Genomic DNA, 25,486 nt, shown 5'->3' with positions numbered 1-25,486 from the left:
CGCTTGACGCCACTGCGCCCCGGACGTATCCGGGGCGCTTTTTTGTCTCCGTATCGCCTCCGGTATTGCCTCCGCTATCCATGCAAGCCATTCTAAGGCGTTTTTAGACGCCATTTGCGGCAACGTTGATACTTGTTATCGTTCTGTATTTGACGGCCTAATTTTGCCCTTGCAGAGTCTCACACGCACATTCCCGCATATCCCGCAAAGCGCTGTTTCCTAGCGTACCAACCACATACAGCGCGCGCCACGTCACGGCAACGACGTCGCCGGGACGCCGCCGCCGCATATCGTGCGTTTCTCCACAATCCACTTACTAGCCATTCTAAGGCGATTCAAGGCATTGCGTTTGTCTATATGGGCACTTAGTCGCGTTCACGCGCTATCGACCAAAAAACGGCCCTGTATTGCCTTACAGACGCCATTGCGCGGCGTCCACCCGTTACAGTTTCCCGCCGATATAACGGCAAAAAGAAAGCGCCCCGAGGCCGTCGCTGGCCCCGAGGCGCTTTTTCTGTCTGGGAATCCGAGCTTTTCAGCTTCCGGCTCCCGATTTCTCTCTGTCTGGATGCCCTAATAAAGGTTTTCCTATTTCGCCGAAATTTCTGGGCCAGACCCCTAATAAAGGTTTCTCGAATTCGGTGAAATCCGCAGCTCACTGGCTCTTCTTGCGGCCTCGGCCACTCGTGCTCGTCTTCCTCGGCCTGCCGGGCTTGCGCTTCGCCGGTGCCTTCTTGGGCTTCGGAAGCTCGTAGACGGCCTCGACGTCCGCATCTACCGGCGTCTCAGTCGGGAGAGCCGACTGGTACTTGGCCTCGAGTTCCGCCTTCGAGGGACCAAGCTTGGCGCTCTCGTGGCGGACAACCGTCTCGGTGACGTCGCCATAGCCGAAGTTGTTCTTTCCGATGAAGATGCCAGCCACGGGCTGCTTGAAGTCTCCGCTGCTCATGTGGGTAGCCCAAATACCTGCGACGGAATTCAAACATTTTTGAAAAATCGGGGCCGAAGCGACGCTCAGCCTCGCGCCTAGTCTGCACCTCTCGCCCTTGCTGACCTCGATAATCTCCTCGCGCGTCGTGTCGAACCCCATCGACAGCGCCTCAATCGTGATTGCACGCCCGTACTTCTCGCTCAGCTCGAGCAGCTCGAAGTACCTGTCGCGCACCGCGTCCGGGTCCTCCATGTCAATCGTCGGGAGCATGAACAGCTCCTTGGCGTACGCGACGTCGTTGCTCTTCTCGACGGGCCTCGTCGCTGTCGGGAGGTTGTTCTTCCTCCCGCTGCCCTTGCCCGTCATCGGCCTCTGCCCGCTACTCATCGATACCCCTCATCTTCGCCTTCATCTTGGCCCTGTAGCCAGTGACCCTCGCCCGCTCTGCCCTGTCCTTGCCTCCGACGAGTCCGTACCACGCCCGCTCCCCGTCCTCGGTGAGCCTGTAGACCTGTCCCCTCTTCCCCCTCCCCCTCTTGAGGAGGCCCTTCTCGACGAGGGACTCTGCTATATCCGCCAGTAGGCCCATGTCGGCCCTCGTGCAGTACGGGAAGTACCTCGCCGTCTTCGAGAACCTCTCTACGATGTTGAAGTCATCGCCGCAGAACGTGGACGGCGCGTACGCCTTGAGGAAGTTGCTCTCACCGCAGGTGAGTCCCTCCGTCCTCTTGAAGTGGTAGTCACTCGGCATCGAGCCACCTCCTCCTCGACTCTCCCTCCATGCGCACCGCAATCGCCCCTCCGACGAGCCTGTCGCATATCGCCTCGGCGAGCACCGGGTCACCGGCGGAGAGCCTGCCGACGAGTCCTCCCATGTCGCTGTTGGCGGTGACAATCGTCGGCCTTCCGTTCTCGACCCTCACGTTGACAATCTCGTAGAGCGTCTCGAGCGCCCATGGCGTGAACCTCGGCTTGTCTAGGTCATCGACGAGCAGCATGTCAGCAGCCTCAATCTCCTCGACCGTGACGCCGGGCCTGCCGTCGTACGAGGCCTTGAGCGAGGATAGCATCGACACGGCACCGAAGGCCCTCGGCTGGTACCTCTCCCTCCTCGCAGCCTCCCTGAGCACGGCGCAGGCTAGGTACGTCTTCCCGCTTCCCACGTCGCCGTAGACGTAGAGTCCCGTGGCGTCTCCGGACACGAGCCTCTCCGCGAGCCTTGGCGCCCTGCCGTCCTCTGCGCTGGCGTACCTCGAGGGTATCCCTATCCTCGAGAGCCTCTCGCGGTACCTCTCCTCCCTCCATCTCGAGACCTCTCCCTCAAGCTCCTTCTCCATTCCTACTCCTCACGTATCCCGGGCATCGACCAATGGCTAGCCGAGTCCCTGACGCCGTACTGGCCCTGAGGTATCGCCCTCTCCTGCCTCGACGTCTCGGCCCTTAGCGGCTGGTTCACGTATCCCTCGATGTGGGACGGCGCGAACAGCGTCTCCGGCCTCAGGAACTTCTCCATGTCCGTCCCTAGCCACTCCTCGCACTTGACGTCTATGACGTGGAACAGCTGCTCCTCGGTGTATCCATCAGCGAGCCTCGCGCTCACCGACTGTGCGCTCTTCTTGGACGAGGCCCTGTACGACTTGTGGGCCACCTCGTTCAGATGGCCTATGACCCGTCCTATCGCCTCTGCCCTCTTCGGATTCGGACAGTGTTCTTTAGTACTTGTACTTGTTAATGTACTTGTTACTGTTACTGTGTTCGATTTCGTTCGAGGCGCGTTCAACGTGCGTTCAACGTCTGCTGAACGTGTGTTCAACTCAAGTTGAAGGTTCGCCTTTGGTGAGTTCAGCAAGCGTTCGCCATCTGCCGGTTCGAGCCTTGGCGTCACTGCCTCGCCACCTGCGGAACCGAGAGAGCGCACCTTCCAGGACCTCTTCCCGGCCCTACTGCACGAGGCCCTCTTGCTCGCCATCTTCTGAGCCGATTCAGCGACCTGACTCTCCGACACGGAGTCGGTCTCGGGGTCGTAGTCGATTACGCCCGTGCCGCTCATCCTCGCGACGAACGCAGCGAGGCTCGCCCTGTCAGAGAACTCTAGGCACCGCATAACGTAGTCGCACGTCATGTTGTCGCCCATCACCAGCGCGTGGCCCTTCACCCTAGCGAGAATCACGAGCAGCTTGGCCCAGCGCCCGAAGTCGGAGACGGGGCCGTTGAACAGCGCACTCCTGCCTATCTCGCTCGAGAAGTCAGCATCGAACCTGAACCAGTCGAGCGGAGCGTCGTAGAGTTCTCCGTCGTTCTCCAATGCGTCCAAGGGAAACGCCCCCCCAACAATCACAAGAAAGCCCAGCTCGTCGCGGTGATGGCACGACTTGCTGGGCTTCCATCCATTGTACCATCAACCGGAGGCCATCACCCTCCACAGGCAATAATCCCGCCCACGGCGACACGTTTCGTGCGTTTGGCACCGAGCCTATCGCAGCTACGAGAGGCTCACGCCGTTCCTCTCAGCCCAATCCTTAGCCGCGTTCACGAGAATCAGGTTTGGCGTGTAAGGCTCCTGACCGTCAATCTTCGACTGGTGCTCCCGCCACCACTCCGGCCACGTGCCGTCAATGTCGCGGGACATTCCCTCCTGTAGCCACCTCGGGACCTCGGAGCCGTCGTGGATGCACATCGCCGCTAGGTCCTCTAGCGAGTCGGCGACGAACGCGCTCGCCATCCTAGCCCGCGCGGCCTCGGCCTCCTCAGGCTCCATCTTCGCCTTCGACGCCTTGCCCATGAGCGCCGAAAGCTTCGAGGGCCTGCTACTCATCGGCCCAATAGCCGGTCACGAGCCGATGGGCGTAGTTGTGTGCCTTCGTGAGGTCTTCGGTCGGGTCATCGGTCTTGTATCCGGCTCTGAGCGCGTACTTGAGGACGTTCCCGAGGAGCCATGCAGAGCGCCCGTCGAGGCCTTCGCAGACCCTCTCGATTACGTCGATAGGCTCGACCTTGCGCTGCGTGTAGTAGTCTGGGTTCACCGCTCCCACTATCGGTCGCCTCCGTTCCCGTGGATTGACACGAGCGCGTTGCAGACCGTCGCGACAATTACGACAGCCGTGAGGCAGATGATTGCCGTAGAGATTAGCTCTAGCATAGAACCACCCCGTTTATTGTATTTTTATCTTGTTTTGGTCGGTTTGTCTTGCGACTAATTCTTAGCCATATAGTCGAATTGCTGAGTATCTGGCAGCGTTTTATAACGCTCATTCCAGAACGTCAACCGGCTCGTCAATCGCGCCGCTACCAACCCGGTCGAAAGACACTGCACGGTGTCCGCAACAGCCGCAGTAGCGTGGTCTCTCATGACCGGCTGGGGCAACGTTTGTCGCTCCGCAATTGCTGCAAACGTACTTGCGCTCTTTGGGAGTCTTCCCGATTTCCGTCATATGGCAAATCGGGTCGATTAGGTCTGACAGAGTGTCGAACAGGGCGTCAGAGCGGATGTAACCTCGAAGCCCAACGAACGTCGCAAGGTCTTGGAACAGGCCCGGAATCTCTCCCGTGTCGATTCTCGAGACGTGACCGTACATCCTCTCGTTGTTGCGGTACCCGTCTGCCTCGTTGCGCATCCTCTCGGCTGCGAGCGTCCTGTCTGTGGTGTAGCTCACTTCGTCTTCACCACCTTCACGTATCTCACCGCGTCCATGTTGATTAGCAGCCCATTCGCGAAGAACTGCCACTTGCGAATGTTTCCGTGGCTATTGTTCTTGAGGTACTCGACCCAATCTCCGTCAATGTCGATTGTCTCTTTGGTATCAATGAAGTGAATCTGCGTCATGCAGTTCCAGTCAGCCATCTTCGCGTGCCTCCTCTTCGAAATGCCACGACGCATAGTCGAACGACGCCGAGTTAAGCGCAATGATTGACTCCTCTATCTTGTCTTGGACAGCCTTGCAGCTCAGGTTGTCGCTGAGCGCGAACGACTCGTTCCAAGCCGTGCCAAGATGCTTCCGTATCTTTCTGAGCCTCTTTGCGTCGGACTCGGCCCATCTACCCATTTCGCTCCTCCATAGCCGCCTCGTATCCCTAGTCGAATCCCGTGTCATGCGCGTACTTGAGCGCGTCGCATGAGTATGAAGTGTTGATTACGGACGCTACTTCCCTCCCGCACTTCGGGCAGTACACGCTCGAAGTGTCAGGCGTCACGTGGCCGCACTTGTTGCAGCAGAGAAGTCCAACGCATCGCTTCGGGTCTGCGCCGGGCAGCTTTATCCTGTACATAACGCACGGCTCCCTGTGCATCACGTACATTTCTGTCTCAGAAGAGAGACGGCCCGGATTCTCTTTGAGTCCAGACCGTCTCTCACCGCTTCTATTCTCTTTTTTCATCGCGTCACCTCGGCCACATCCAGCACCACGTGCAGAAGGCTATGAACAGCAGCACAACGACGAACATCACGACGCTAACAACGTCACTCATAAAGCATCACCTCGCAAACTCCGCCGTGAAGTGCGGAACAAGCATGTGGCTAATCTCAAGTTCAGTCCCGCAGAGCGGGCAACTGCGTTTGTGGTCGTACAGAACGTGACTCATGTATCCCTCGTAGTCGCACACGGCATCGCCAAAGCCGTTAGTGGCGGTGGCGTCACCAAACTCCCAGCCAACAAGCACTCCGAACCCGCACTTCGGGCAGAACACGCTGCTAGTCATCGTCCACCACCCTGCTCCCGCACTGCGTGCAGTACCTCATGCCATGTGCCCACGCCGTCGAAGGGTAGAGCGGGGCGTGGCACACTGAGCACGCGCTTCCGATGGGCCTGCCGCGCCACTCGCCCGAGGTCACCACGTGGCACGTCTGGTCGATGAGGTCTGCCACGCGCTTGCTCACGTCCGTCCAGCACCAATCACTATCGATGTCGATACCAAGCGCCGAGACGAATGAGAAGATGCCGTTTGTCCCGCGCAACCTCTTCGCAATCTCTACGCGTTCATCGCTGGTCATCGTCTCTCTTCCTTCCTCTCGAGCAAAAGGCCATGCACTCCGCGCTGTCCTTATCCGGGCAGTCATGCGTGCCCTGATATGCGCAGTCGAAGCACGGCACGACGCGGACGAACCCGAGGGCGTAGGCGACATCGCGGAACTCGTCGCTTGGCTCTGCCGTCACGCCGATTTTCACCGACACGCTTCCTACCGAGCTGCTCTTGAATTTATTCATCGTCCACCACCATCGCTCCGCATTCGGGACAATGGCTTGTCCTTTTCTTCATATCCGGGAACCACGTGAAGCACCTGTCGCATCCAAACCCTCCAAAGTGAGCCGGCCCCAGGTGACATGTCGGGTCTATGAGGTCGGCGAGGCGGGCAAAAACGCTGTAGTACGTGTGTACATCAGCATCGCCAAACGCGGCCTTAGCCACATACCAAAACGGGTCAGAATCGCCGAAATCGAAATCATGCGAGTAAACCCGCATCCGCTCCGCCACCTCGCGGCGCTCGTCGTTAGTCCTCATACAGCACCTCCAGCCCGTACGCGACGGCTGCGTCGTGCTCGATGCGGCATCCACGGGCGTCATCCCAGCCCTTGCAGAAGTAGGCCGCATGGCACAGGCTCATGTTCTCAAGCGACTTGGCGAGGTAGCACAGCGGGACTTGCACGACGCCGCGCTCCTTCATCGCCTCGTCGCTGTACCACTCGTCTGTGAAGTAGGTGTTCACGACCTCGTAGCCCATCGCCTCGAGGTCTGCAATCGCCTTCTCGCGGGCTGCGACGATTTCCTCAGCGGTCTTGCCCGCCATTGGTTGCGACAACATCGCCTTTTTCTTCATATCAACCGTTTCAGCGCTAGACATGCTCTGACTCCATCCTGTAGAAAACTCCCTCGCACGGAACGTCGTAGTTCATTTCCTTTCCAGACACGTACACCGAGATGGTGTCGATGAATCCGCCCTCTCCGTAGCGCACGGAGCACAGCTCTCCATCTATCTCGAATTCGCCAAAAGGCGTGTCATAGACGTGTGAAATCATGTCGCCCATGCGGACGTAGCTCTCTTCGCCTTCGTTCTCGTAGGTGCAGTAGTGGTCCGTGCCAAGCCTGTACGGGATGCGCGTGTCCCGCTCTTCGCTAGTGGATGTCATAGAAACCAGCCCCAAACGCATAGTCGTAACCGCACTCCCACGACTCACCGTCTCGGCTCATGGTCGCCCCGTACTTCGGAGTGCTGCCGTAATCGTCGCCCCAGAAGTTGAAGTGCCACCCTAGGAAGTCGAACTCCTTGTCGTACTCGTCGGATGCGTACCTCACGCCGTTGTACTCCTGGTAATCGTCCCATCCAAACTTGCGGGAAAGGTCATCGAACGTGTACAGGGTCGGCTTGTCATTGCCGACCTCCCAATCGTATAGCTCCGGCCAAGCCTGCTTGAAGCATCCGACGCGGACTCTGCCGTCTCCCATGACGCCATGGTGCGAGAACGTGAACCACGGGCCGTCACCGTTGCGCTTAAGGATGTTCGCGTATATGCGGAGTCCAGTGGGCAGGGACGCCTCGTCGGTGTCGTATACGCCTACGTCCTCCTTGTCCTCCCTGCGCTTGCCGTTGAGGTACACGAACGCGCCGTAATCGCTATATGCCATCGCTCGCCCTCCTAAGCTCCTCCGCGCATTTAGCCGCATCGGCGAAGCCGTCGCCCAGCTGCTCCATCGCCCATCTGACCAGCTCGATGAGCGACACACCCGCGCGCTCTGGCTCCCTGCGCCGTGCGTGCCTAGTCCTGTCCTTTGCCATCGCTGCTACCATCCTCAATCGGCTCGTATCCCAGCTCGCGTATGGCTTTGCCGCCAGTGGCGTCCTCGTACCACACGCCAAGCCCGCCCCAGTTCTCAAGGCGGTTTCGGCGAAAGTCAATTGAAAAGGCCATAGTCTCCGGAACCTTCGTGTCTGTTGGGCACGGGTTGAAGTCCACGTATATCCCGCACCCAGCACCTATGTTCCACACCTCGAATGTGCCGCCGTTCAGAGTGTTTGGAGCGCGCTCCATGAGACGTGCCTGCTTGTCACTCATAGACGTCCTCCCGCTTCTTGGCCTTGGAGCAGAAGTCATCCTTGCCCCAGATGCCGCTGTGCATCCTGCACGTGACGCGACCCGGCATGTATCCGCGCTCGTCGTGGTATGCGCAGTCCTTGCATCGCACCAGCTCGCCAACGTACTCTGGCATGGTCGTGCTCAGCACGCGCATGCGCCATATGCTCTCGTCGCTACTCATGCTCGCCATCCCCTCTCTCTAGCCCTTCCACGCCGATTTGCTCGCAGAACTGCGTGGCCATCGCCTTGGCGATGCCGGGGAACGTCCTGCTGCGCACCTTCGCCCGCTCGTGCGGCGGCAGGCTCCAGGCGTCCGCGTACCACGCGGGCATCGTTTTGCCGCTCTTGTATACGCGGCGCGGCTCTGGCTCCACGACGTTCGTCGGCTTTAGTGGCTTTAAGCCCTCAAGCCACAGGCACGTCTTCTTCTCGTACGGGTCTCCGAACTCAAACGGCTGCACTATCTGGTCTGGCTTGCGCCACGCCGTGCTCATCACGCCAACGGGGTTCTCGATGCAGACGTGCGGCGCCCCGCACTCCGCGAAGGCCATGAAGAAGCGCTCGGCATCCTCGCGCTCGCGCTTTCGCTCGCGGGCCTTGTCCCCGTAGCGCTCCTCGTTGAACCACCTGTTGCCCGTAACGGTGAGGTACGTGCATGGCGGGTGGGCTATCACCAAGTCCCAATGCAGCTTGAGCATCTGTAACGCATCGACGTTCAGGTGCATCATCGGGTATCCCCCCCGCAAGGCTCAATGTCGCATGAGTACGCCTCGTGCCCGAGCCTTCTGAACTCCGTCGCGACGCGCTGCGACTCCTCGCACGCAATCAACACGCGCATCACTCCTCGCCCCCGTCCATCGCGTCGGCGATGCGGGCAAGCGTGTCTGCGAACGGGCGAGAGCGCCTCGTCCACGAGGTTGAGAGCCAGCTGCGCTGGGTGCCCATCGAAAGCGACACGCCCGATGCCGTCATCCCGCAGCCGTAAATCATCTTGCGTTCGGCTCCGAGGATTCCATCGACGTCGTTCGGGACGTAGATTGCCCCAGACACCATGCTCTTTGCCTCTCTTGGCGACGTCCTCTTGCTCATCGGGCCACTCCCCAATCGCTATCTGCACGCATGTTCCAGAGAGACCTAACGTTGGATTTGTAGCACTCGATTGTTGCCCTCGTTCTCGCGCCACATGCAGTGCATCGGACGTATACCTGAGTCTTTCTACCTTCTCCGTTGCTCTTGAATTTGTACTCTGCCCTGCCACCGCAGAACGGGCAACGCCTGAGTACGCCATCGTTGATGCAATCCATCTGGGTTCCTCGCTCACATATCGAAGTCTTCGCAAACGTATTCGCCGTCTATTAGGACGGGAGAGTTCTTGCTAACGACAATCTGGTATGCGTTGCACCATCCGCAGTTATCCGTGAGTTCCTTGATGGTCTTCTCGCCAAGCTCGTTCTTGCACGTATCGTCGAACTCGAGTTTGAAAAACCGGTAGCACTCGCTACAGTGCTCGCCAATCATGTGCAGCCCCCGTCTATAAGAAAGAGGCGCCGGAAATCGACGCCTCCACTCGGTCAAATGTCCCTTACTGGCCCTTCTCAACGGCCTCTAACAGCCTCTTGCGCTGGTTAGGCCCGAGTCCGCTGATGCGCCTGTGCTCGCCAATCTTGAGCCTCTTCATGAGTTTCAGCGCCCTTGCCTTTCCGTGCCCCCGCCGCGCCGCGAGAAGGTCAACGACGTGCATGCGCTTGACGTACTTAGACTCCATTTCCAGCACGTCGGCAATGGTCAGCTCTCCGCTGTTGATGCGCTTCTTTACTGTGGCCCGCTCCTTGCGAGCAGCAATCGCGCTATTGAGGTAGTCGCGCCTCATGTCTGTCGTTGTGTTTGTCGCTACGTCGAATCGTCCCATTTCCTAGTCCTTCCCCGTGCTTCCGAATCCGCCGTCTCCTCGGCTCGTCTCGTCAAGCTCGTCAACGATGTTCACGTCCGTCATGACGCAAGGCACGATTACCAGCTGCGCGACTCGCTCTCCGGCGCGGAAGAACTGCGCTGAGTTACCGTGGTTGTGGAGAGGGAGCATGACCTCTCCCGTGTATCCGCAGTCGATTACTCCGACGCCGTTTGACAGCTCCACGTGTCGCTTTGCTCCTACGCTGCTACGGATGAACACGAGTCCTACGTGGTTCTTCGGTATCTGTACGTGTACTCCCGTGTGGCACATCTTGTGGCCGCTCGCTGGAATCGAGACGTCTTTCGAGACGCTGAGGTCGAGTCCCGCCGAGTCATCGTCACCACGACGCGGGACCTTGCAACCTGCCTCAACTGCAACGTTGATTCGCTCCAAGCTATTCCTCCTTGTCAAGCCGCATGAGAGCGGCGTATGCGAGCTTCTTCGTCTTGTCAACTGACAGCCCGACCTCCGAGGCGGTGTCGAGCCACGTTTCGAGGAACAGGAAGTGCGCTGCGACTATTCGAGCGTCCCTGTCTCCGGACTGCTCGGCGATTCTGTCTATGTCGTTCCAAGCCTCGTCCAGCATGTCCTCGCACCACTCGAACCCGCTCGCGGCGTTCGCCTTGCGAGTGATGGAAGAGTCCTTGGCCTTCTCTAGCAGCCTCGCCGCCGCCTCGCACCTCCTGAACCTCTCTAGGGTCAGGCTGTCCTTCCTCATGTCACGCCTCAAAGGCAACCTCCACCGCCTAGAGGTCTCTCCCGTGCCTCCAATCGCGGGAGGACTCGTGTGCTCTGCTAGAACATCGGCTCGACGCCGTCAGGCACGCACTGGCCTTCGTCATCGATAGGCAGAGGTGCCTGAATCGGGTACATGACGAGGTCGAGAGGCTCGCCTATGATGCGCTGTATTGTTGCGACGTCTCCGTAGTTGTGCGGGTCGATGCTAATCTGGACGGTGACCTTCTTGGAGTCTCCTGTGAACTTCTCGACTACGCCCTTCGTGCTCACCGCGCCAGGAATGTCTGAGTGTGCGTCCTTGTAGTCGAGCTGGGAGGCGTAGCGGACACCGTAGTTGAGGTACGCATCGTACTCGTCTTTCGTGACTCCCGTCGCCTCGAACCAGTCGTGAGTCCCGATGAACACGCCGCTCTTGTTGCGGATTGCGTCCTCGACCTTGCGGGCCGCGCTCTCGTCGACGTGGGTGCTTTCCATTTGACTCTCCTTAGAATGGGATGCTGTCATCGTCATAGATGCTCTGCTGCTTTTGCTGCTGCGGCTGCGCGTACTGCTGCGTCTGCTGGTACTGGCCTCCGCCTCCGTTGCCTCGGCTCATGAACTCGATTTCGTTCACGAGGACCTCAAGTTTCGAGCGCTTCTGGCCGTCCTTCTCCCACGAGCTGTAGTGGAGCTTCCCTGCGATTGACACCTTCGTGCCCTTCGAGAGGTACTGCGCGAGCGAGTCGGCTCGGCGTCCCATGAGTACGCAGTCCACGTAGTTCGGGTAGTCCTCCCACTCCCCGCTCTGTTGGTTCTTGCGACGGTCGTTGACCGCGACCGAGAAGTTCATGACGGAGCTTCCGCTCGCCGTCTTTCGTACGTTTGGGTCACGTGTTAGGTTCCCCGAGATTGCTACCTCGTTGATGCTCATTTGACTCCTGTTCCTCTAAGGCTCTAGCTTTCCGTACCGCCCGCACTCGCACCTCTTCACGGCGCTTTCTATTTGGAGCGGCGATATCCCGTGACTCTCCTGAATGTCGGCGAACGACACACCGCTGTTGACCTCCCTCCAAATGTCTATCGACTCGGCCTCGCCTATCTGCCTGTACCTCTTCGGTCTACCGTCGTAGTCGTACTTGAGAGCGTCTATGGCCTTCGCCGCCGTCTGGCACTCTATTGCTGATAGCTTGAACGTTTGCTGCCTTATCCCCTTGCCAGTCCTCACGAGGACAACGAGCGCCCCTCCGCAGATGCCAGCCATCAGAACTCGTAGTCGGCCTCGGCGAGGTCAGGCTCGCCGGACTCGGCGGTCTGCTGAGGCTCTACCATCTGCGACTTGTAGCGGGTGACAACGTCTTGCATCATCTCTGCAAGAGTCGCCGCTCCGTCCTCGCTCAGCTCGTGGAGCGACTTCACGCGCATGTAGTCGCACAGCTCCCCGTTGGCCTGAGCAGCACCAATTCCGCCTCGCGCCTCCTGATAGGCGTGGAACAGCTCGCGCACCTGCGAGAGGTAGTCCTGAGGTTTCTGCTCGTCCTCTTGCTGTGGATGCGAGACGTCAGACACGGTCGCGCTGCCATCGACGCTCACAGGCTCGCTCACCGAGTCGAAGTCATGCATTTCGTCAGGCGTGTACGCGACGCCGAAGAGCGCCTCAGGGCAAGCCTCGCGAGCACATGCCGTGATTGCTCGCCATGTGAGCATGGTGAGCGGCTGCTTGCGGTAGTTCTCCTTGACGGCAAGGCCCATCTGCTGCGCCCACGCCTTGTCGCGCGTGACTACGAACGGATACTTTGGGTCATCGCTGCGGACTATTGTGCAGGTGACGCTCGTGTTGGCCTCGTCCTTGGAAACGCGCAGCTTATGCCCAGCCTTTCGCACCTGCGCGGCGATAAGCTCCGCGCTCGCAGTCGGCTTCCCCTTGATGACGTTGATTCGGTAGAGGCTCTCAGCCGGACTTAGGCCCATGCTCTGCCCGAACTCGATTGCAACGACGATGTTCGCTGGCTTCCCCTGATACGCAGCTGGGATAATGTCGCTTGGCGCGAGTGCCTTCGCAAGCTCTACCTGCTCGTTGAGCGACGGTTCCAACGTCGCGAGCGCGGTTGTCTCTTCCATTACCTGACTCCAATCTTCTTTCCGTGGACGCCGTCAATAGACTTCATCGCGGCGACGAACTGACCAGCGACGCTCTCTGGCACCGTTACCTCGAACACGAGCGTCCTTGTTGCGCTCTCGTTGGTAGCAACGGGCTTCGGCTGTACTGGCGTAGGATGCTCCTGGCCAGTCTCGATGCGGCGCTGGCGAGCGGCCTCGGCCTCGGCAAGCCTTTGCTGACGCTCTCGCTCATCCTTTTCGGCCTGCTCGCGAGCCGCCTGCTCGTTAGCGAGACGGAGCTGCCTCTCGTACTCTGCGGCCTCCTCCTCGCGCTTCTTCCGCTCCTCTTCCGCTCGCTTTAGCGCCTCTCTGGCCTTACGAGCCTCGTCTGCGTTGCGGAGGGCCGATGACATGTCGAGCGTCCTCACGTACTCTGCCTTGACGTTGGCCTTGTCAGCATCGTCGTACGGGGCAGAGACGAGCGTCGCTAGGTCCTGCTCTATCTCGCCTACTCGCTTCTCAACGTCATCGCGTATCGCGACCTCGTTGGTCCCGTAGAGTCCCCACTTTCCCTCAGCCGAGAACCTGTCCCAGAGCGTCTTGAACGGGATGACCGAGGACACGTCAGGGAACTCGTCCTCGTACCACGCCGCAATCGATTGGGTCCTGCTGTCAATGACGAGGTTCTCCCACTCGGTGAGAGCAGCCTTGTAGTCCGCGTCAACGTTTGACAGCGGCTCGAGAAGGTCACGGACCTGAGTCTCGAAGTCCTTCACGGCGCTCTTTATCGCCCCGACCTGCTGCTTGCGGGCGTCCTCTACCTCCTTGATTGCCTTGCGTGCGCTTGTCCTCGCACGCTTGCTGTCTCGGTAGTCCTGCCCGCTTGTAATCTGGTGTGGCTTGTATTCCTCGGCAATTGAAGATACCTTGGCTCGCTGCTCTGCGAGCCACTGGTCGGCTCCGCTAATCACCTCTGGGACGTCGATTATCTCAGGCGTCACGTTCTGTACGTCACTCATTGCAACCTCCATTTGCAAGTTGTTCGTCAACCCACTCAGCAGCTAGAACGTCGCTCCTCACACTCGGCTGCATCTTCTTGACACGGACAAGCACGCCCGGATGTTCCTTGCTGACCTTTGCTCCGAAGCGAAGCTCCCCGACGTACCTACGCGAGTCATCGACGATGGCGCCGCACCCGAACGGGTTGCGCGTGTACGCTCGCTTCTTGTCGCTCCATCTGGCCGGAGTGCAAAGCGCGTCGAGCACGTACTTGACGCCTCCGTAAACGTTGTCGAGGTCTCGCAGCAGCGACGTCTCGTACCAGACTGTCGTTACGGTCACAAGCTCGTCTGGAGTCTCCCACCCGCACGAGAGCATTGCGTCTCTCGCGTACTTGGCGACCCACTCGGTGTCCTCGCGCTTCTTCTTCGCGCTAAGATAGGTGTTCGCCCTAGCAGCGCCAACGACGTCGTTGATTCCATCCATGTGAGTCGGCCTGCCGCGCTTGTCAACTCGGTTCGACGGGACGAAGAACTCAAGGACGTTCGCTGCCAACGGCATCGCCTCCGTTGAAGTACCTCTGGACCTCGCTCTCCTTGATGCGGTATCCGCGCTCGTATCCGGGGAGCGGTTTGGCCTTGAGCAGCCCCTTGTGTATCGCGTCGTAAATCGTTGTCATCGGAACGCCAGTCATGTCGTGGAGCTGACGGACCGTGTATGTCATCTCAAGCTTCACTTGGCCTGACCCCCATCTCGTCGAGCATCCTGCGCCACTGGGTGCGTGCGACAGACTCGTCGCGCGCCATGAGGTGGAACTCTCCGTGCGTCGGGTGGCTCGCTAGGTAGTCGTAGGAGTCTCCGTTCCATGCGCTCACGAGCTTCCAGTCTCCGCGTCTTGCGAGGACCTGCATTGGCTTGTGGAGCCTCGCTCTAGGGTCGTAGACTCCGTGGTTAGCAAGGCTCACCTGACCGGGATAAGACGAGCCTATCGAGTAGTAGAGGTCCGGCATGCTACATTCCTCCTAGAGCAGTAACCCTGTCGCCCATGTCGTTTAGGCCGACGATTGCCATGAAGCCGAACATTGCTGCTAGGAACGCTACGAACGAGACGTATGGGTGCTCGTACACAAACTGTTCGATGCGGCCACGCCCGTAGCTGAAAGTATCTTTCATCGCTATCCCTCCTGTTTGACAAGGTACGCGATTTGCTTACTTTTCAAGCCCAATGAGCCAGTCGGCAGACACCTCATAAGCGACTGCCATGTCGGCGAGCTTCTTCGCGTTCGGCTTCGTGTCTCCGCGCTCCCACGAGTAGAGCGTCCCGAGCGTGACTCCTATCTTCACGGCAGCTTGCTCTGCGGAGAGGCCGAGTTCGTTCCTGCGTTCCTTGAACCTGTTGGACACCTAGAACCTCCAACTGATGTTTTGTTCCTTCGTTGCGGTCATCCATGCCGCAACGCCTGAGCGCTCCTCCTCAATCGATTAGCGCACGAGCATTCCAGCAGCGGTCTTAGGGGCCTCTCTCCCCGTCCGACGTACTGGGGTATCCGATTGTCAAAGGTCTGCCGTCGAAGTACGCGCTTCGCTTACTCGACACTGACCATAGTACGCAGTTTGCGAACTTTTGCAAGTGGAATTCTGAAATAATCGGGTACAAGGCTACTAAGTCAAAAAGGAGGCGCACATGGATTCCTCTTCTTCCGTCTCTATAGGACTGCGTATCGCATCGATGCGGGGCTTTCGCAGGCTCACGCAGGAGCAGCTTGGCGGCATGGTTGGCGTGACAAAGCAGACCGTGAGCGGATGGGAGCACGGCAAGCGCACTCCCGACTCGGACATGCTCGCGAAGATATGCCGCGCGCTCGATTGCAGCGCGGACTACATCATTGGGCTGTCAGACACGCCTAATGGTCACTTCGCTGGCCGCGCGTGACTTTTAGAACATTAGTTCCATCATTGGACACAAATTGAGATGGGGGGAAGATATGTCTGGCTACGAGAGAGAGCTTGCTGAGGCTGAGAAGACGGTCTCGGAGTACGAGAGTAGCGACGGATACATCCGCTACAAGAGGTGGCAGAACGCCGTCGCTAACGAGAGGGCGAAGAAGGGCGACCCAGTAAAGCACGTGATAAGGGCGGGGATAGCGCTTACCGTCCTGTCTCTCGGAGCTATACCAGACTACGGAATTGCTCCTACAGCCGCCTGCTCTTGCATCTGGCTTGTGCCAGAGTTCGCGTTCGGATTCGGCGACAGGAGGTACGAGAGGCGAGCGAGCAAGCGCCTTGGCTACTCTCCAACCGACGAAGACAGGGAGATGTTCTACAAGCATGCAGACGCAATAGTAGAGAGGGATTCGATAGAGAGGCGCATCTCAGACGAGAGAGATGCGGAGCGCAGGGCAGTACGCGAGGAGAATGAGGCCAAGGAGAAGGCCGAGAAGGCACGCGATATACAGGCGGAGACAATGTCATCCTATGAGCGCGAGGCGTATCTCGCACAGATGAACAGCTTCCACTACGCTCCCAACAAGTACGCGGGAAAGCCAGCGAAGGTTCAGAACAGGCACAACCCGACGATATGCCCCAAGTGCGGTTCACATGACACCATGGTCCTCGGCTCAGGAAAGAAGGTCTCTGTTGGCCGCGCCGTGGTTGGAGGAGCGGTAGGCTCTATAGTTAACCCGGTCGGGACCGCCGTTGGCGCTGGCGTAGGAGCGATGACCGGCAAGAAGAACCGCTCAGAGATGGTATGCCGCACCTGTGGCGCGCGCTGGTACATATAGCCATGGCCGGAAAGAGAGCATCATGGGGCAGCGTCACGCTAGTCTCAAAGGGCAAGTACAGGATTAGGTACTGGGGCAAGGACTCTGGCGGTACGTACCGAAGGATGAGCGAGACGGTACACGGGACGCGCAGACAGGCGTTCGACAGGCTCGCCCTGCTTCACGTCGAGCATTCCGAGGAGCATGGGTCAGTCACCGTTGGTCAGGCGCACGACCTGTGGTGGGTTCCTTGGGCAGACAGGCGTTGCGAGTCGGGGAAAATGAGCCTTAACGCACGTAGGCAGTTCGATTCGACGTGGAAGAACCACGTAGGGCCTAGGTGGAGCAACGTACAGCTTGGCGCAGTGAGTCCACCAGACGTTCAGGAGTGGCTCCTGTCGAAGTCGAACGCAACGGCCATGCAGTGCAAGACCGTACTGTCGCGCATCATGGACAGGGCTAGGTTCATGGGCGCGACCGACAACGACCCGTTCTCCGCTGCGCTAGAGATGCCCGTCAGGGAGTCGAGAGAGAGCACTAGCGAATCGTACGACGTAGACGAACTCAGGGACGTGTGGCGTGCTCTCAGAGGCTCCGTCGCTGAGATACCGTTTCTGCTCTGCGCGTTCGGCAGCTGCCGCGTTGGCGAGTCAATAGGCGTGAGGTGCGACGAGGCTTCAATGGAGTCAGGAGTCTGCTCGATGCCGATAACACGTCAGGTCACTCAGGCCGCTGGGCTGACCGACACGCTCAAGAACAGGTTCAGCGAGAGGACAATCGCCATTCCGGGTCCTATGGGGAGGCGTGTGTACGAGGTCGCCACCGCGAGGCGCAATGCGGGGTACGAGTGGCTGGTCGGGCCTGATTCTGACTCGCCAGCGACTCAGGACTATGTGAAGAGGGCGTACAGAAAACTCGTCATGTCATCAGGAATCAGGTACCTACCAATGCAGACGCTCAGAGCATCGTGGCAGACGATTGCAAGGTACACGCTTGGCATGGAGCCTTGGCTAATAGAGAGACTCATGGGCCACTCTGTCGGCGGAGTCACCGGTCAACACTACGACAGACCGCATGAGAACGACTACATCAGGGCCGTTGCCAGCGCGTATTCCAAAAATCCTTTTGCAGACGGTTGGGACGATTAGGGACCAAGCAAGATTATACAAGCGATTTACCTGCGATTTTGTCAATATCGCTATACCATGCCAGTATAGCGACATGGCGGCGCCACGGAACGCGTTCGGGCGGCATGGTGCTATTCTCGTATGGTCAAAACCAACTCTCTATCTATGTGAGGAGACACATGAGCAAGGATTCACTCAGCGTCGACACCACATGGGCGCAGGAGCGCAACGCCGCGTTTGGCGCGGATCGCGCAAACCGCGTCGCCAGGAACGCCGTCACGTCCGCGAACGTGATGGCCGCCGCACGCGACACCACAAAGATGCGCACGTACAGCGACACGTTTGGCGTGACCGTCCCCAAGACCGCCGAGGTCACGAACCAACGCCAGAGCGGCCGCTGCTGGTTCTTCAGCGCCATGAACGCGCTGCGCCACGACACCATGACCTTCCTCGACGTGGACACGATCGAGTTCAGCCAGGCGTTTGGCATGTTCTACGACAAGCTCGAGAAGGCGAACTCCACGCTCGAGTACGTCATCCAGACCGCGGACCTGCCGGAAGACGCCCGCGAGGTCTGCCACGTGCTCGACTTTGGCATGGGCGACGGCGGCTACTACTCGTTCGCGATGAACGTCGTGCGCAAGTGGGGCATCGTCCCGAAGTACGCCATGCCCGAGACCGCGTGCACCAAGAACTCCAGCCAGATGAACGCCCAGCTCGAGCGCCTGGTGCGCAAGGACGCGTTCACGCTGCGCCGCATGCACAAGGACGGGGCCCCAGAAGCAGAGCTGCGCGCCGCAAAGCAGGACATGCTGGCCGACGTGCACCAGCTGCTCGCGACGTGCCTGGGCGAGCCGCCCGTCACGTTCGACTTCGTGATGAAGGTCGGCAAGAACTGCAAGGCGGACGCGGCAAAGCTCTCCCCCATCGAGCCCGCGCCGAAGCCAGCGACGGACGGTGCCGACGGCGGCGCCCAGGGCGAGAAGGACGAGTCCCGCGCCTCGCAGGTCATCCGCGACCTCGGCATCACGCCGCTCGAGTTCGCCGAGCGCTACGTGCCCGCCGACCCCGACGACTACGTCGCCCTCGTCTCCATGCCCGGCGAGTCGCGCCCGTACGGCCGCGCGTACCACCTCACGCTCACGGACTCCGTCCAGGGCGGCACGCCCATCCGCGTGCTGAACGTGGAGCCGCAGGTGCTTGAGCAGGCGGCCATCGCGAGCCTGAGGGCCGGCGTCCCATGCGCCATGGCGTGCGACGTCATGCAGGAGTTCCCGCGCAACATCGAGGACTTCAAGTACGTGCTGTCGCTCGACGGCGAGGACCTGAACGGCCTGTTCGGCGTCGACCTCTCCATGACCCGCGCCGACATGATCGACGCGCGCGAGACCAGCCTCACCCACGCCATGTGCTTCCAGGGCGTCGAGCTGGACGCCGACGGCCAGCCCAAGGCGTGGCGCATCGAGAACAGCTGGGGCAAGGATCAGGGCAAGGACGGCTACCTGGTCATGAGCGCCGACTGGTTCCGCCTGTACGGCGGCGAGGTCGACGTGCGCCGCGAGTTCGTGCCCGCAGACGTCCTGAAGCTGTGGGACGAGGCGCCCGTGGAGGACGTCGCCCCGTGGAGCAACATCTGCCACGCCCTCGGCACGAGGGACTAGCGTCCCGCACGCACAAGGCGCCAATCCCACAGGCGCCCACAAGCATCGATCAGCGCGGCCGTCCCCTGGGGCGGCCGCTCCCACAAGGAGGCAGCATGGCAGGCTCAAGCGTTGGCAACGCCGCGGGCGAGAAGGACGCGCCTTCCTCGGCCGAGGCCGCCATACAAAACGTGATATTCGACATGGGCGGCGTGCTCATGCGCTTTAGCGGCATCGAGTTCGCCCGAAAGTTCACCTCATGCGAAGACGACGCGCGGGCCCTTGACGCCGCGCTCTTCTCGCACCCGTCCTGGGCGCTTCTGGATGCCGGGGCGATTGACGACGACACCATGGAGCGCGTGTCGCGAGAGCTCCTGCCAGAGCGCCTGCACGGCGCGCTGCACGAGTGCCTGCACGGCTGGTGGCGCCACCGCACCGTCGTCCCGGGCACAAACGAGCTGGTGGCGCGCCTGCACGATGCCGGCTACGGCTGCTACCTGCTCTCGAACGCCGGGACGAGCTTCATGGCGTTCAAGGACTCCATCCCCGCGTTCTCGCACATGGACGGCTGGCTCGTGTCCTCGTTCGTGCGCCTCATGAAGCCGGACCCGCGCATCTACCACATGCTTGCGGGCGAGTACGGGCTCGACCCCGCGCGCTGCCTCTTCGTGGACGACAACGCGGACAACGTGCGCGGCGCGCGTGCGGCCGGCATGCACGGTCACCTCTTCACGGACGCGGGCGCGCTCGAGCAAGACCTTCTGGCGCGCGGGCTCTCGTTCTAGCCAAGCGCGGCCGCATCGGCCCTCACCCGCACGCCGCCGGTGCGGCCGCTAGAACTCCGCAAACATGGGCTCGCCCACGTGGCACAGGTCCTCGCCGTTTGCGAGCTCCAGCATCGCGGACGTGAACGCGGCCTCGTCGCCCGTCACGAACACGCAGTTCATCTGCACGTCCTCCGCGAACACCGTGTCGTGCACCTTGCCCCTGCAGTCCGCCACGAGCCGCTCCACCCGCCCGTAAGCGGAGTACGGGATGACGCACGTCACCTTCGTGACCATGGTCATCGTCACGATCTGCCCCGCCTCGCGCGCCGCCGCAACCGCGTTCTGCGCCGCGGCGGTGTACGCCCGCACCAAGCCGCCCGGCCCCAGGAGCGTCCCGCCAAAGTAGCGCGTGGTCACGCAGCACACGTTCTTTAGGCCGGCGCCACGAAGCACCTCGAGCGTCGGCATGCCGGACGTGCGCTGCGGCTCGCCGTCGTCCGAGCATCGCTCGCGCCCGTCCGCCAGAATCCACGCCGGCACGTTGTGCCTGGCGTCGTGGTGCCGAGCCCGCACCTCCTGGATGAAGCGCTCCGCCTCCGCCCCGCTCTCCACGTGCGCAAGCTGCGCGATGAAGCGACTCCTGCGATCCTCGAACTCGCCCGTGACCTCCGGGCCCGCCGCCATGGTCTGATAGCTTCGCTGCATGAGGAGCTCCTAGTATTCGATAGCAATCGCGAGGTCCCCCGCGTCAATCATGCCAGGCACCACCGGCGTCACCGCGGCGAGGTCCTCCGTGTTCGTAACGACGACGACCACGTGGGAGTCAAGCCCGCTCTCGCGTATCAGCTCCGGGTCAAACGACATGAGCGCCTGGCCGGCACGCACGCGGTCCCCCTTGCGCACGAAGTACGCAAAGCCGCTACCCCTCAGCGACACCGTGTCCACACCTATGTGAACCAAGACGTCCGCGCCCTTCTCGTCCGTGACGCCTATGGCGTGACGCGTGCCCGCGGTCACCGTCACCACGCCGTCTACAGGTGAGAAGACCGTGCCCCCGTCAGGTTCTATTGCCATGCCCGCCCCAAGGCCCCCGGTGGCGAACACGGGGTCCGGCACCTCCGAAAGCGGTACCGCCTTGCCGCCCACGGGCGCAAGCACCTGTCCAGGAGCCGCGTCCACCTCCAGATCAGCTGGAACCTCGACGCGTGGTCCCAGCACCCTCTGCAACAATCCCATCCGCACCCCATCAATCGCCCCCCCACGGCAAACGGCGCCGGGAGGCTCTCGTGCCAATCATGTCTTATTCGCAAACATTGTACCGATTTGCCCCCACCGCATGGCCGTCTGGTACAATCGCGTGAGCGAAGTGGGCCAGACGATCGCGGGGCGCGCAAGCGTCATGAGGAAAGTCCGGGCTCCACAGGGCAGGAGGCAGGCTAACGGCCTGGCGGGGTGACCCGACGGAAAGCGCCGCAGAAAAGAAGACTCCCGCTGCTCGCGCAAGCGAGTGAGAGAAAAGCTGAAACGGTAGTGTAAGAGACTACCAGCGTCGTAGCGATACGGCGGCTTGGCAAGCCCCCTCCGGAGCAATCGCAAATAGGAGCGCCATGGTGTGGCCCGCACTGCGCTCGGGTTGCGAGCTAGAGGGCGTCGGTAACGGCGTCAGTAGATAAATGATCGTCCACGACAGAACCCGGCTCACCGGCCCACTTCGCTATTACCTTTTTTTGAAGTACACACATATGGGTCCCGTCCCCTAGGTTTGAGTGGGCCTTGGCAATCTCCGAAAAGCATGCCGCCAGAATCGATCCGACAGCCCTCAACGGCATGGATGCGAATCGGAACGAAATGCCTGCGGAATGCAGATAGAAGCTATCAACGTTTGGTGATTGGAGCGCCCATGGGATTTATCGATGACATGCGCCACGAGTCCTCGTACTCGATAGCGTCAGGCCAGAGCTACCACTACGTCGTATTGCAGGTAACACTTAAGGAGAAACTCTTCGGCACCGGCTCGGGCAACCTCACGGAACTAGAGGACGTCATCAACACCCAGGCGGCAAAGGGCTACCGCCTCCACACCATATCCACCGCGAGCGGTGGCAGCAAGGGCTTCGGTGGCGGCGACCGCATACAGGCGACCATGGTGTTCGAGAAGATCGAGTAACTGCTCTCGCACAAAAGTCCGGGGGAAGCGGGCACGACCCCACTCCCCCGGACACCATCTCATTACCCCAGGCTACGGATTTGCCGCAGACCTAATCTGACTCTGCCGGCGCCAGCTGCTGCACGGTCGCCTTGTACTGGTCGATCATCTGCTGCTTCATCTGGTCGTTGTAACCCGGAACCTGCTTTCCGTACACGTCCAGGTACGCACCGTATACGTCCATGGCCTTGTCGCTATAGACCTTGTAGAGCTTCTTGTAGTTCTTCTCGTAGGTCTTGTAGGAGTCCCCGTTCTTCTCCCTCAGCTCGGCCATCTTCTTGCTGCCGTCCGTCATGATCTTCGCGAGCGTTCCCACCTGATCGTTTGCTACCTCCGCGAGCTTCTTGACGTCGGTGTTGCCCTCGGCCTGCTTCTTGAACTCCTCCACCGCCTTCGGTGCGGCCTCCTCGATCTGCTTCGAGTACTCGTCGTAGATCGAGTCGTAGGTCTCGGTCGCCTTCTTCTGGACGGCCGTCGCCGCAGAGGACGACACGTCACCCTTTGTGCCAGACCCAGCGGATCCGCACCCCGTAAGCAGGGCGGTCGAGAAGAGCACGGCGCTCACCGCCGCGACCGCAACACTGGACTTAGAGCCAAACTTCATGTCGATCACCCCTCTGTGTTCGGAACCGCTCCTTGTTCGCAGGATAACGCTCCGCGACGACGTGCCCGCGACTTGTTCGCAAACGGCGCGTCGGTTCGATAATCGTGCTTTCGGCCGACCCAAGACGCAACCGCGTCGCCACATCTGCCGAACTTGACGCGAACACGTGTACCCATCTGTGCTAGAATCTTCCACACTATCTAGAACATTCGTTCGCGATTGGATTCTAGCCATGGACACCCTCACGAAGCTCGGCATACTGGCAGAGGCGGCACGATTCGACGCCGCATGCACGTCTTCGGGGGTCACGCGGGGGCCCAAGGATGGAAAGGTGGGGCTGGCAAGTGGTGCCGGCCTCTGTCACACGTTCTCGCGCGACGGACGCTGCATCACGCTCCTGAAGGTACTCATGAGCAACGCGTGCAGCTACGACTGCGCGTACTGTGTCAATCGCTGCGGCGCGTCCTGCAGGCGCGCGACGTTCGAACCGCGCGAACTGGCGGAGCTCACGGTCGACTTCTATAAGCGTAACTACATCGAGGGCCTCTTCCTCAGCTCCGGCGTCTTAGGAACGCCGGATGCAACCACGGAGCGGATGATCGAGTGCCTCCGCGTCCTTAGGGAGGATCTTCGCTTCAACGGCTACGTCCACGCAAAGGTCATTCCCGGCACCTCTCCCGAGCTTCTGGACAGGCTGGGACATCTCGCAGACCGCATGAGTGCCAACCTCGAGCTGCCAAGCTCCAAATCCCTCGCAGAGCTCTGCCCCAACAAGGATGCCGGAAGCATCACCAAGTCCATGGCGCAGATCACCGCTACCCGCCAAGGCGAGGCAAAGCGACTTCTCGAGACCGGCCACGGCGCGGCAAGGGCAGCGCTTGTGTGTCGCTCGTCAAACAACGTTGCCCAACGGGCGCCCTCATGCACCAACATGGGACTCCGCCTGAACTCCAACTCGATGACGCTGCGCCCACCCGACCCCGTTGGCTCGGGCAGGAGGAAGTTTGCGCCCGCCGGTCAATCGACACAGCTGATAATCGGTGCATCACCCGAAAGCGACCACCACATTCTTCAGCTGTCCAAGTCCCTGTACCAGAAGTTCGACCTCAAGAGGATCTTCTTCTCTGCCTACGTGCCCGTCGTCGAGGACGTTCGACTTCCAGACTCGGCCACCCCCGTGCCCCTCAGACGAGAGCATAGGCTCTACCAGGCAGATTGGCTCATGAGATACTACGGGTTCGACGCAGACGAGTTGACGACCCCAGACACACCGTGGCTCGACCTCGATCTTGACCCAAAGCTCGCCTGGGCCCTCGCCCATCAGGAACGCTTTCCTGTGGAGGTGAATTCCGCAAGTCTTGGGGAGCTTCTTCGCGTGCCCGGCATCGGACCCATGGGCGCACGACGCATCGTCGCGGCCAGGCGGCGCAAGCTGCTTAGCTACGACGACCTAAAGATGCTCAACATCACTCTTAAACGCGCACGTCACTTCATCTGCTGCAATGGGATGCGAGACCCAAGGGCCCCTCTCGACGAGGAGCTCATCAGAAAGGAGGTGGCGAGAAGTGCACGCGATAGTAAATACAACAGAGCCCGTCGCTCCGCAGAGGGACAACTCTCGCTCTTCTAGAGTCGAGCAGTGCGCACCAGAAGACATCCGCCACGCAGTCGCAGAGATTTCGAAATGCATCTCCGAGGGCTCTCGGGTCGTCATCTCCTGCGGCCATAGTCTCGATGGGATTCTTGCTAGTGTCGGGATGGTGTACCTCGCCCACGCCCCGGCAAGCATGGTGCGCCTCGCGTATTCAGAGGACATCCAACCCGCCCTAGACGAGCGCGTGGTAATACCGCTCGAAACGAGATTCGACTCTTCCCCCGCGCTTTCGAGGCGCGTGTACAAGGGCTTCGAGCGACATGTCAGCATGGGGTGTCCCCTCAGGAAGGGCGGGCTATGCCCCTCTCACTGTAAGGGTTCCTGCGCCTCGAGGCTCGCTCTCGCGGCCGCAAACGACAATCAAGACGTTCCTGAGACGATCCACAGGTACGTACGTCTCGGTTTCGAAGAAGGACCCCGCATCCGGGCAATGCTCTCCGACAAGACCGTGGCAGAGCTTGACAGGCTTGCACGCTACACCCTTTCGGAATGCGAGCGCACACGACAGTTCGTCCGCTTCTCCCGTCTTTCCGACGGAACGTACTTCTCGTCATTTCGCCCTAAGGCGGATACGATTCCCCTCACATGCAGCTACTTCGCTGCACGCATGCGAGGTGACCGATTCTGCCTACTCGACCCAAAGCACCGCGTTATCGCGATGCACAAGGAGGGAGACCGTCGCTGCACCGTCAATCGCTTGGACGATCGCTTGACGCGCGAGCTGTCCGAACATGCCGCCGACCTCGCAGAGGGAGAGACGTATATGCATGCGATGTGGAAGCGCTTCTACGATTCCGTGGGTCTCGATGGACGAGATGCCTCGCAGCGCGGGTATGACCTTCGGACAAGCTGGATGCCCAAGCGCTTCTGGGGAGGGCTCACAGAACTTGACCCCACGCTGGAATCGGCGATGCAAGCGGATATTCCGGACCCACCCAGCGCATGACGCCGACCTCGGGGCCA

The 25,486-nt window shown here is 60.4% G+C and carries 48 protein-coding genes and 1 other RNA gene; 9 read left to right on the top strand and 40 right to left on the bottom strand.

Features of this window, described 5'->3' with window-relative positions; all coding sequences use genetic code 11:
* Positions 1-655: 655 nt before the first annotated feature.
* The 37 genes from BLT96_RS03365 to BLT96_RS03195 all read right to left on the bottom strand — a co-directional run bounded on the left by BLT96_RS03365 (position 656) and on the right by BLT96_RS03195 (position 15,167).
* Positions 656-1,318 carry a hypothetical protein gene (locus tag BLT96_RS03365; protein ID WP_157692140.1) on the bottom strand — a complete coding sequence of 221 codons (663 nt, stop codon included), beginning with the start codon at positions 1,316-1,318 and terminating at the stop codon, positions 656-658.
* A complete protein-coding gene (locus tag BLT96_RS03360; RefSeq protein ID WP_090861744.1) occupies positions 1,311-1,682 on the bottom strand; it encodes a hypothetical protein in 372 nt (123 codons plus the stop codon). The genes BLT96_RS03365 and BLT96_RS03360 overlap by 8 nt, the downstream gene beginning before the upstream one ends.
* A complete protein-coding gene (locus BLT96_RS03355; RefSeq protein ID WP_090861742.1) occupies positions 1,672-2,268 on the bottom strand; it encodes an ATP-binding protein in 597 nt (198 codons plus the stop codon). The genes BLT96_RS03360 and BLT96_RS03355 overlap by 11 nt, the downstream gene beginning before the upstream one ends.
* A gap of 2 nt (positions 2,269-2,270) precedes the next feature.
* Positions 2,271-3,245 carry a conserved phage C-terminal domain-containing protein gene (locus BLT96_RS03350; protein ID WP_157692139.1) on the bottom strand — a complete coding sequence of 325 codons (975 nt, stop codon included), beginning with the start codon at positions 3,243-3,245 and terminating at the stop codon, positions 2,271-2,273.
* 168 nt (positions 3,246-3,413) lie between these two features.
* Positions 3,414-3,746 (bottom strand): hypothetical protein, encoded by a 333-nt coding sequence (locus BLT96_RS03345; RefSeq protein ID WP_157692138.1) that lies wholly within the window; start codon positions 3,744-3,746, stop codon positions 3,414-3,416.
* Positions 3,739-3,963 (bottom strand): DUF3310 domain-containing protein, encoded by a 225-nt coding sequence (locus BLT96_RS03340; RefSeq protein ID WP_157692137.1) that lies wholly within the window; start codon positions 3,961-3,963, stop codon positions 3,739-3,741. Before BLT96_RS03340 ends, BLT96_RS03345 begins: the two co-directional genes overlap by 8 nt.
* A 216-nt stretch (positions 3,964-4,179) precedes the next feature.
* Positions 4,180-4,584, bottom strand: a complete 405-nt coding sequence (locus BLT96_RS03335) for a hypothetical protein (RefSeq protein WP_090861733.1) — start codon at positions 4,582-4,584, stop codon at positions 4,180-4,182.
* Positions 4,581-4,772, bottom strand: a complete 192-nt coding sequence (locus tag BLT96_RS03330) for a hypothetical protein (RefSeq protein ID WP_090861731.1) — start codon at positions 4,770-4,772, stop codon at positions 4,581-4,583. Before BLT96_RS03330 ends, BLT96_RS03335 begins: the two co-directional genes overlap by 4 nt.
* On the bottom strand, positions 4,765-4,974 hold the full coding sequence (locus tag BLT96_RS03325) for a hypothetical protein (protein WP_090861729.1): 210 nt from the start codon (positions 4,972-4,974) through the stop codon (positions 4,765-4,767). Before BLT96_RS03325 ends, BLT96_RS03330 begins: the two co-directional genes overlap by 8 nt.
* A 28-nt stretch (positions 4,975-5,002) precedes the next feature.
* Complete coding sequence (locus BLT96_RS03320) at positions 5,003-5,197, bottom strand: hypothetical protein (protein WP_157692136.1); 195 nt, start codon at positions 5,195-5,197, stop codon at positions 5,003-5,005.
* Between the two features lie 205 nt (positions 5,198-5,402).
* Positions 5,403-5,627, bottom strand: a complete 225-nt coding sequence (locus tag BLT96_RS03315) for a hypothetical protein (RefSeq protein ID WP_090861725.1) — start codon at positions 5,625-5,627, stop codon at positions 5,403-5,405.
* Entirely contained in the window at positions 5,620-5,919 is a 300-nt protein-coding gene (locus BLT96_RS03310; RefSeq protein ID WP_090861723.1) for a hypothetical protein, read from the bottom strand. Before BLT96_RS03310 ends, BLT96_RS03315 begins: the two co-directional genes overlap by 8 nt.
* Positions 5,906-6,133: a hypothetical protein gene (locus BLT96_RS03305; protein WP_157692135.1), complete on the bottom strand. Its 228-nt coding sequence runs from the start codon at positions 6,131-6,133 to the stop codon at positions 5,906-5,908. Before BLT96_RS03305 ends, BLT96_RS03310 begins: the two co-directional genes overlap by 14 nt.
* Positions 6,126-6,428, bottom strand: coding sequence for a hypothetical protein (locus BLT96_RS03300; RefSeq protein WP_090861718.1), 303 nt, complete (start codon positions 6,426-6,428; stop codon positions 6,126-6,128). The genes BLT96_RS03305 and BLT96_RS03300 overlap by 8 nt, the downstream gene beginning before the upstream one ends.
* Positions 6,418-6,729 (bottom strand): DUF4406 domain-containing protein, encoded by a 312-nt coding sequence (locus tag BLT96_RS03295; RefSeq protein ID WP_197674382.1) that lies wholly within the window; start codon positions 6,727-6,729, stop codon positions 6,418-6,420. Before BLT96_RS03295 ends, BLT96_RS03300 begins: the two co-directional genes overlap by 11 nt.
* A gap of 31 nt (positions 6,730-6,760) precedes the next feature.
* Entirely contained in the window at positions 6,761-7,054 is a 294-nt protein-coding gene (locus BLT96_RS03290) for a hypothetical protein (RefSeq protein ID WP_090861714.1), read from the bottom strand.
* Positions 7,041-7,550 carry a hypothetical protein gene (locus BLT96_RS03285; protein ID WP_090861712.1) on the bottom strand — a complete coding sequence of 170 codons (510 nt, stop codon included), beginning with the start codon at positions 7,548-7,550 and terminating at the stop codon, positions 7,041-7,043. Before BLT96_RS03285 ends, BLT96_RS03290 begins: the two co-directional genes overlap by 14 nt.
* On the bottom strand, positions 7,540-7,701 hold the full coding sequence (locus BLT96_RS10550) for a hypothetical protein (RefSeq protein WP_157692134.1): 162 nt from the start codon (positions 7,699-7,701) through the stop codon (positions 7,540-7,542). Before BLT96_RS10550 ends, BLT96_RS03285 begins: the two co-directional genes overlap by 11 nt.
* Complete coding sequence (locus BLT96_RS03280; protein ID WP_090861710.1) at positions 7,682-7,978, bottom strand: hypothetical protein; 297 nt, start codon at positions 7,976-7,978, stop codon at positions 7,682-7,684. The genes BLT96_RS10550 and BLT96_RS03280 overlap by 20 nt, the downstream gene beginning before the upstream one ends.
* Positions 7,971-8,180, bottom strand: a complete 210-nt coding sequence (locus BLT96_RS03275; protein ID WP_090861708.1) for a hypothetical protein — start codon at positions 8,178-8,180, stop codon at positions 7,971-7,973. Before BLT96_RS03275 ends, BLT96_RS03280 begins: the two co-directional genes overlap by 8 nt.
* Positions 8,173-8,727 carry a hypothetical protein gene (locus BLT96_RS03270; RefSeq protein ID WP_197674381.1) on the bottom strand — a complete coding sequence of 185 codons (555 nt, stop codon included), beginning with the start codon at positions 8,725-8,727 and terminating at the stop codon, positions 8,173-8,175. Before BLT96_RS03270 ends, BLT96_RS03275 begins: the two co-directional genes overlap by 8 nt.
* 109 nt (positions 8,728-8,836) lie before the next feature.
* Positions 8,837-9,088, bottom strand: coding sequence for a hypothetical protein (locus tag BLT96_RS03265; protein ID WP_157692133.1), 252 nt, complete (start codon positions 9,086-9,088; stop codon positions 8,837-8,839).
* Entirely contained in the window at positions 9,085-9,303 is a 219-nt protein-coding gene (locus BLT96_RS10960; protein ID WP_090861703.1) for a Lar family restriction alleviation protein, read from the bottom strand. The genes BLT96_RS03265 and BLT96_RS10960 overlap by 4 nt, the downstream gene beginning before the upstream one ends.
* A gap of 13 nt (positions 9,304-9,316) precedes the next feature.
* Positions 9,317-9,517, bottom strand: coding sequence for a hypothetical protein (locus BLT96_RS03255; RefSeq protein WP_090861701.1), 201 nt, complete (start codon positions 9,515-9,517; stop codon positions 9,317-9,319).
* A 64-nt stretch (positions 9,518-9,581) separates the two neighbouring features.
* A complete protein-coding gene (mihF, locus tag BLT96_RS03250) occupies positions 9,582-9,908 on the bottom strand; it encodes an integration host factor, actinobacterial type (RefSeq protein ID WP_090861699.1) in 327 nt (108 codons plus the stop codon).
* A 3-nt stretch (positions 9,909-9,911) separates the two neighbouring features.
* Complete coding sequence (gene dut, locus BLT96_RS03245; protein ID WP_197674380.1) at positions 9,912-10,343, bottom strand: dUTP diphosphatase; 432 nt, start codon at positions 10,341-10,343, stop codon at positions 9,912-9,914.
* 1 nt (position 10,344) lies between these two features.
* A complete protein-coding gene (locus tag BLT96_RS03240) occupies positions 10,345-10,668 on the bottom strand; it encodes a hypothetical protein (RefSeq protein WP_157692132.1) in 324 nt (107 codons plus the stop codon).
* 77 nt (positions 10,669-10,745) lie between these two features.
* The gene (locus BLT96_RS03235; RefSeq protein WP_090861695.1) at positions 10,746-11,162 is read right to left on the bottom strand and encodes a hypothetical protein; all 417 of its coding nucleotides are present in this window, start codon (positions 11,160-11,162) and stop codon (positions 10,746-10,748) included.
* Between the two features lie 10 nt (positions 11,163-11,172).
* Positions 11,173-11,598 (bottom strand): single-stranded DNA-binding protein, encoded by a 426-nt coding sequence (locus tag BLT96_RS03230; protein WP_090861693.1) that lies wholly within the window; start codon positions 11,596-11,598, stop codon positions 11,173-11,175.
* A 15-nt stretch (positions 11,599-11,613) separates the two neighbouring features.
* Positions 11,614-11,928 carry a hypothetical protein gene (locus tag BLT96_RS03225; protein ID WP_090861691.1) on the bottom strand — a complete coding sequence of 105 codons (315 nt, stop codon included), beginning with the start codon at positions 11,926-11,928 and terminating at the stop codon, positions 11,614-11,616.
* Complete coding sequence (locus BLT96_RS03220; protein WP_090861689.1) at positions 11,928-12,785, bottom strand: recombinase family protein; 858 nt, start codon at positions 12,783-12,785, stop codon at positions 11,928-11,930. Before BLT96_RS03220 ends, BLT96_RS03225 begins: the two co-directional genes overlap by 1 nt.
* A complete protein-coding gene (locus BLT96_RS03215) occupies positions 12,785-13,783 on the bottom strand; it encodes a DUF1351 domain-containing protein (RefSeq protein ID WP_157692131.1) in 999 nt (332 codons plus the stop codon). The genes BLT96_RS03220 and BLT96_RS03215 overlap by 1 nt, the downstream gene beginning before the upstream one ends.
* Complete coding sequence (locus BLT96_RS03210; protein WP_157692130.1) at positions 13,776-14,318, bottom strand: hypothetical protein; 543 nt, start codon at positions 14,316-14,318, stop codon at positions 13,776-13,778. Before BLT96_RS03210 ends, BLT96_RS03215 begins: the two co-directional genes overlap by 8 nt.
* The gene (locus BLT96_RS03205; RefSeq protein ID WP_090861683.1) at positions 14,299-14,487 is read right to left on the bottom strand and encodes a helix-turn-helix domain-containing protein; all 189 of its coding nucleotides are present in this window, start codon (positions 14,485-14,487) and stop codon (positions 14,299-14,301) included. The genes BLT96_RS03210 and BLT96_RS03205 overlap by 20 nt, the downstream gene beginning before the upstream one ends.
* Before the next feature lies 1 nt (position 14,488).
* Positions 14,489-14,773 carry a hypothetical protein gene (locus tag BLT96_RS03200; RefSeq protein WP_090861679.1) on the bottom strand — a complete coding sequence of 95 codons (285 nt, stop codon included), beginning with the start codon at positions 14,771-14,773 and terminating at the stop codon, positions 14,489-14,491.
* Between the two features lies 1 nt (position 14,774).
* Positions 14,775-14,936, bottom strand: coding sequence for a hypothetical protein (locus BLT96_RS10545; RefSeq protein ID WP_157692129.1), 162 nt, complete (start codon positions 14,934-14,936; stop codon positions 14,775-14,777).
* 36 nt (positions 14,937-14,972) lie between these two features.
* Positions 14,973-15,167 carry a helix-turn-helix transcriptional regulator gene (locus tag BLT96_RS03195; RefSeq protein WP_090861677.1) on the bottom strand — a complete coding sequence of 65 codons (195 nt, stop codon included), beginning with the start codon at positions 15,165-15,167 and terminating at the stop codon, positions 14,973-14,975.
* Positions 15,168-15,447: 280 nt separating this feature from the next.
* Between BLT96_RS03195 and BLT96_RS03190 the strand changes: the two genes are divergently transcribed.
* The 5 genes from BLT96_RS03190 to BLT96_RS03170 all read left to right on the top strand — a co-directional run bounded on the left by BLT96_RS03190 (position 15,448) and on the right by BLT96_RS03170 (position 20,077).
* The gene (locus BLT96_RS03190) at positions 15,448-15,696 is read left to right on the top strand and encodes a helix-turn-helix domain-containing protein (protein ID WP_090861675.1); all 249 of its coding nucleotides are present in this window, start codon (positions 15,448-15,450) and stop codon (positions 15,694-15,696) included.
* 52 nt (positions 15,697-15,748) lie between these two features.
* Entirely contained in the window at positions 15,749-16,546 is a 798-nt protein-coding gene (locus BLT96_RS03185) for a glycine zipper 2TM domain-containing protein (RefSeq protein ID WP_090861673.1), read from the top strand.
* A gap of 2 nt (positions 16,547-16,548) precedes the next feature.
* Positions 16,549-17,673 (top strand): hypothetical protein, encoded by a 1,125-nt coding sequence (locus tag BLT96_RS03180; protein WP_157692128.1) that lies wholly within the window; start codon positions 16,549-16,551, stop codon positions 17,671-17,673.
* A 158-nt stretch (positions 17,674-17,831) separates the two neighbouring features.
* Positions 17,832-19,313 (top strand): C1 family peptidase, encoded by a 1,482-nt coding sequence (locus tag BLT96_RS03175; RefSeq protein WP_172824972.1) that lies wholly within the window; start codon positions 17,832-17,834, stop codon positions 19,311-19,313.
* A gap of 95 nt (positions 19,314-19,408) precedes the next feature.
* Entirely contained in the window at positions 19,409-20,077 is a 669-nt protein-coding gene (locus BLT96_RS03170) for an HAD family hydrolase (protein ID WP_090861668.1), read from the top strand.
* 48 nt (positions 20,078-20,125) lie between these two features.
* Here the strand turns inward: BLT96_RS03170 and BLT96_RS03165 are convergent, their stop codons facing one another.
* Entirely contained in the window at positions 20,126-20,764 is a 639-nt protein-coding gene (locus BLT96_RS03165; protein WP_090861666.1) for an IMPACT family protein, read from the bottom strand.
* 9 nt (positions 20,765-20,773) lie between these two features.
* Complete coding sequence (locus tag BLT96_RS03160; protein WP_090861664.1) at positions 20,774-21,295, bottom strand: PTS sugar transporter subunit IIA; 522 nt, start codon at positions 21,293-21,295, stop codon at positions 20,774-20,776.
* A gap of 127 nt (positions 21,296-21,422) precedes the next feature.
* Between BLT96_RS03160 and rnpB the strand changes: the two genes are divergently transcribed.
* Positions 21,423-21,776: RNase P RNA component class A (gene rnpB / locus BLT96_RS03155), an RNA gene on the top strand.
* A 183-nt stretch (positions 21,777-21,959) separates the two neighbouring features.
* Positions 21,960-22,226, top strand: coding sequence for a DUF4177 domain-containing protein (locus tag BLT96_RS03150; RefSeq protein ID WP_090861662.1), 267 nt, complete (start codon positions 21,960-21,962; stop codon positions 22,224-22,226).
* A 91-nt stretch (positions 22,227-22,317) separates the two neighbouring features.
* Here the strand turns inward: BLT96_RS03150 and BLT96_RS03145 are convergent, their stop codons facing one another.
* Positions 22,318-22,869, bottom strand: coding sequence for a hypothetical protein (locus BLT96_RS03145; RefSeq protein ID WP_090844049.1), 552 nt, complete (start codon positions 22,867-22,869; stop codon positions 22,318-22,320).
* A 232-nt stretch (positions 22,870-23,101) separates the two neighbouring features.
* Here BLT96_RS03145 and BLT96_RS03140 point away from each other — a divergent pair, with 232 nt between their 5' ends.
* Both BLT96_RS03140 and BLT96_RS03135 read left to right on the top strand, forming a co-directional pair.
* Entirely contained in the window at positions 23,102-24,499 is a 1,398-nt protein-coding gene (locus BLT96_RS03140) for a putative DNA modification/repair radical SAM protein (protein WP_090861658.1), read from the top strand.
* A gap of 127 nt (positions 24,500-24,626) precedes the next feature.
* On the top strand, positions 24,627-25,469 hold the full coding sequence (locus BLT96_RS03135; RefSeq protein ID WP_090861656.1) for a TIGR03915 family putative DNA repair protein: 843 nt from the start codon (positions 24,627-24,629) through the stop codon (positions 25,467-25,469).
* The last annotated feature ends 17 nt before the right edge of the window (positions 25,470-25,486 follow it).

It is taken from the genome of Parafannyhessea umbonata (genome assembly GCF_900105025.1).
Taxonomy (GTDB): domain Bacteria; phylum Actinomycetota; class Coriobacteriia; order Coriobacteriales; family Atopobiaceae; genus Parafannyhessea; species Parafannyhessea umbonata.
The sequence above is the reverse complement of the archived record's forward strand: the minus strand, read 5'-3'. Positions and strand labels throughout refer to the sequence as shown.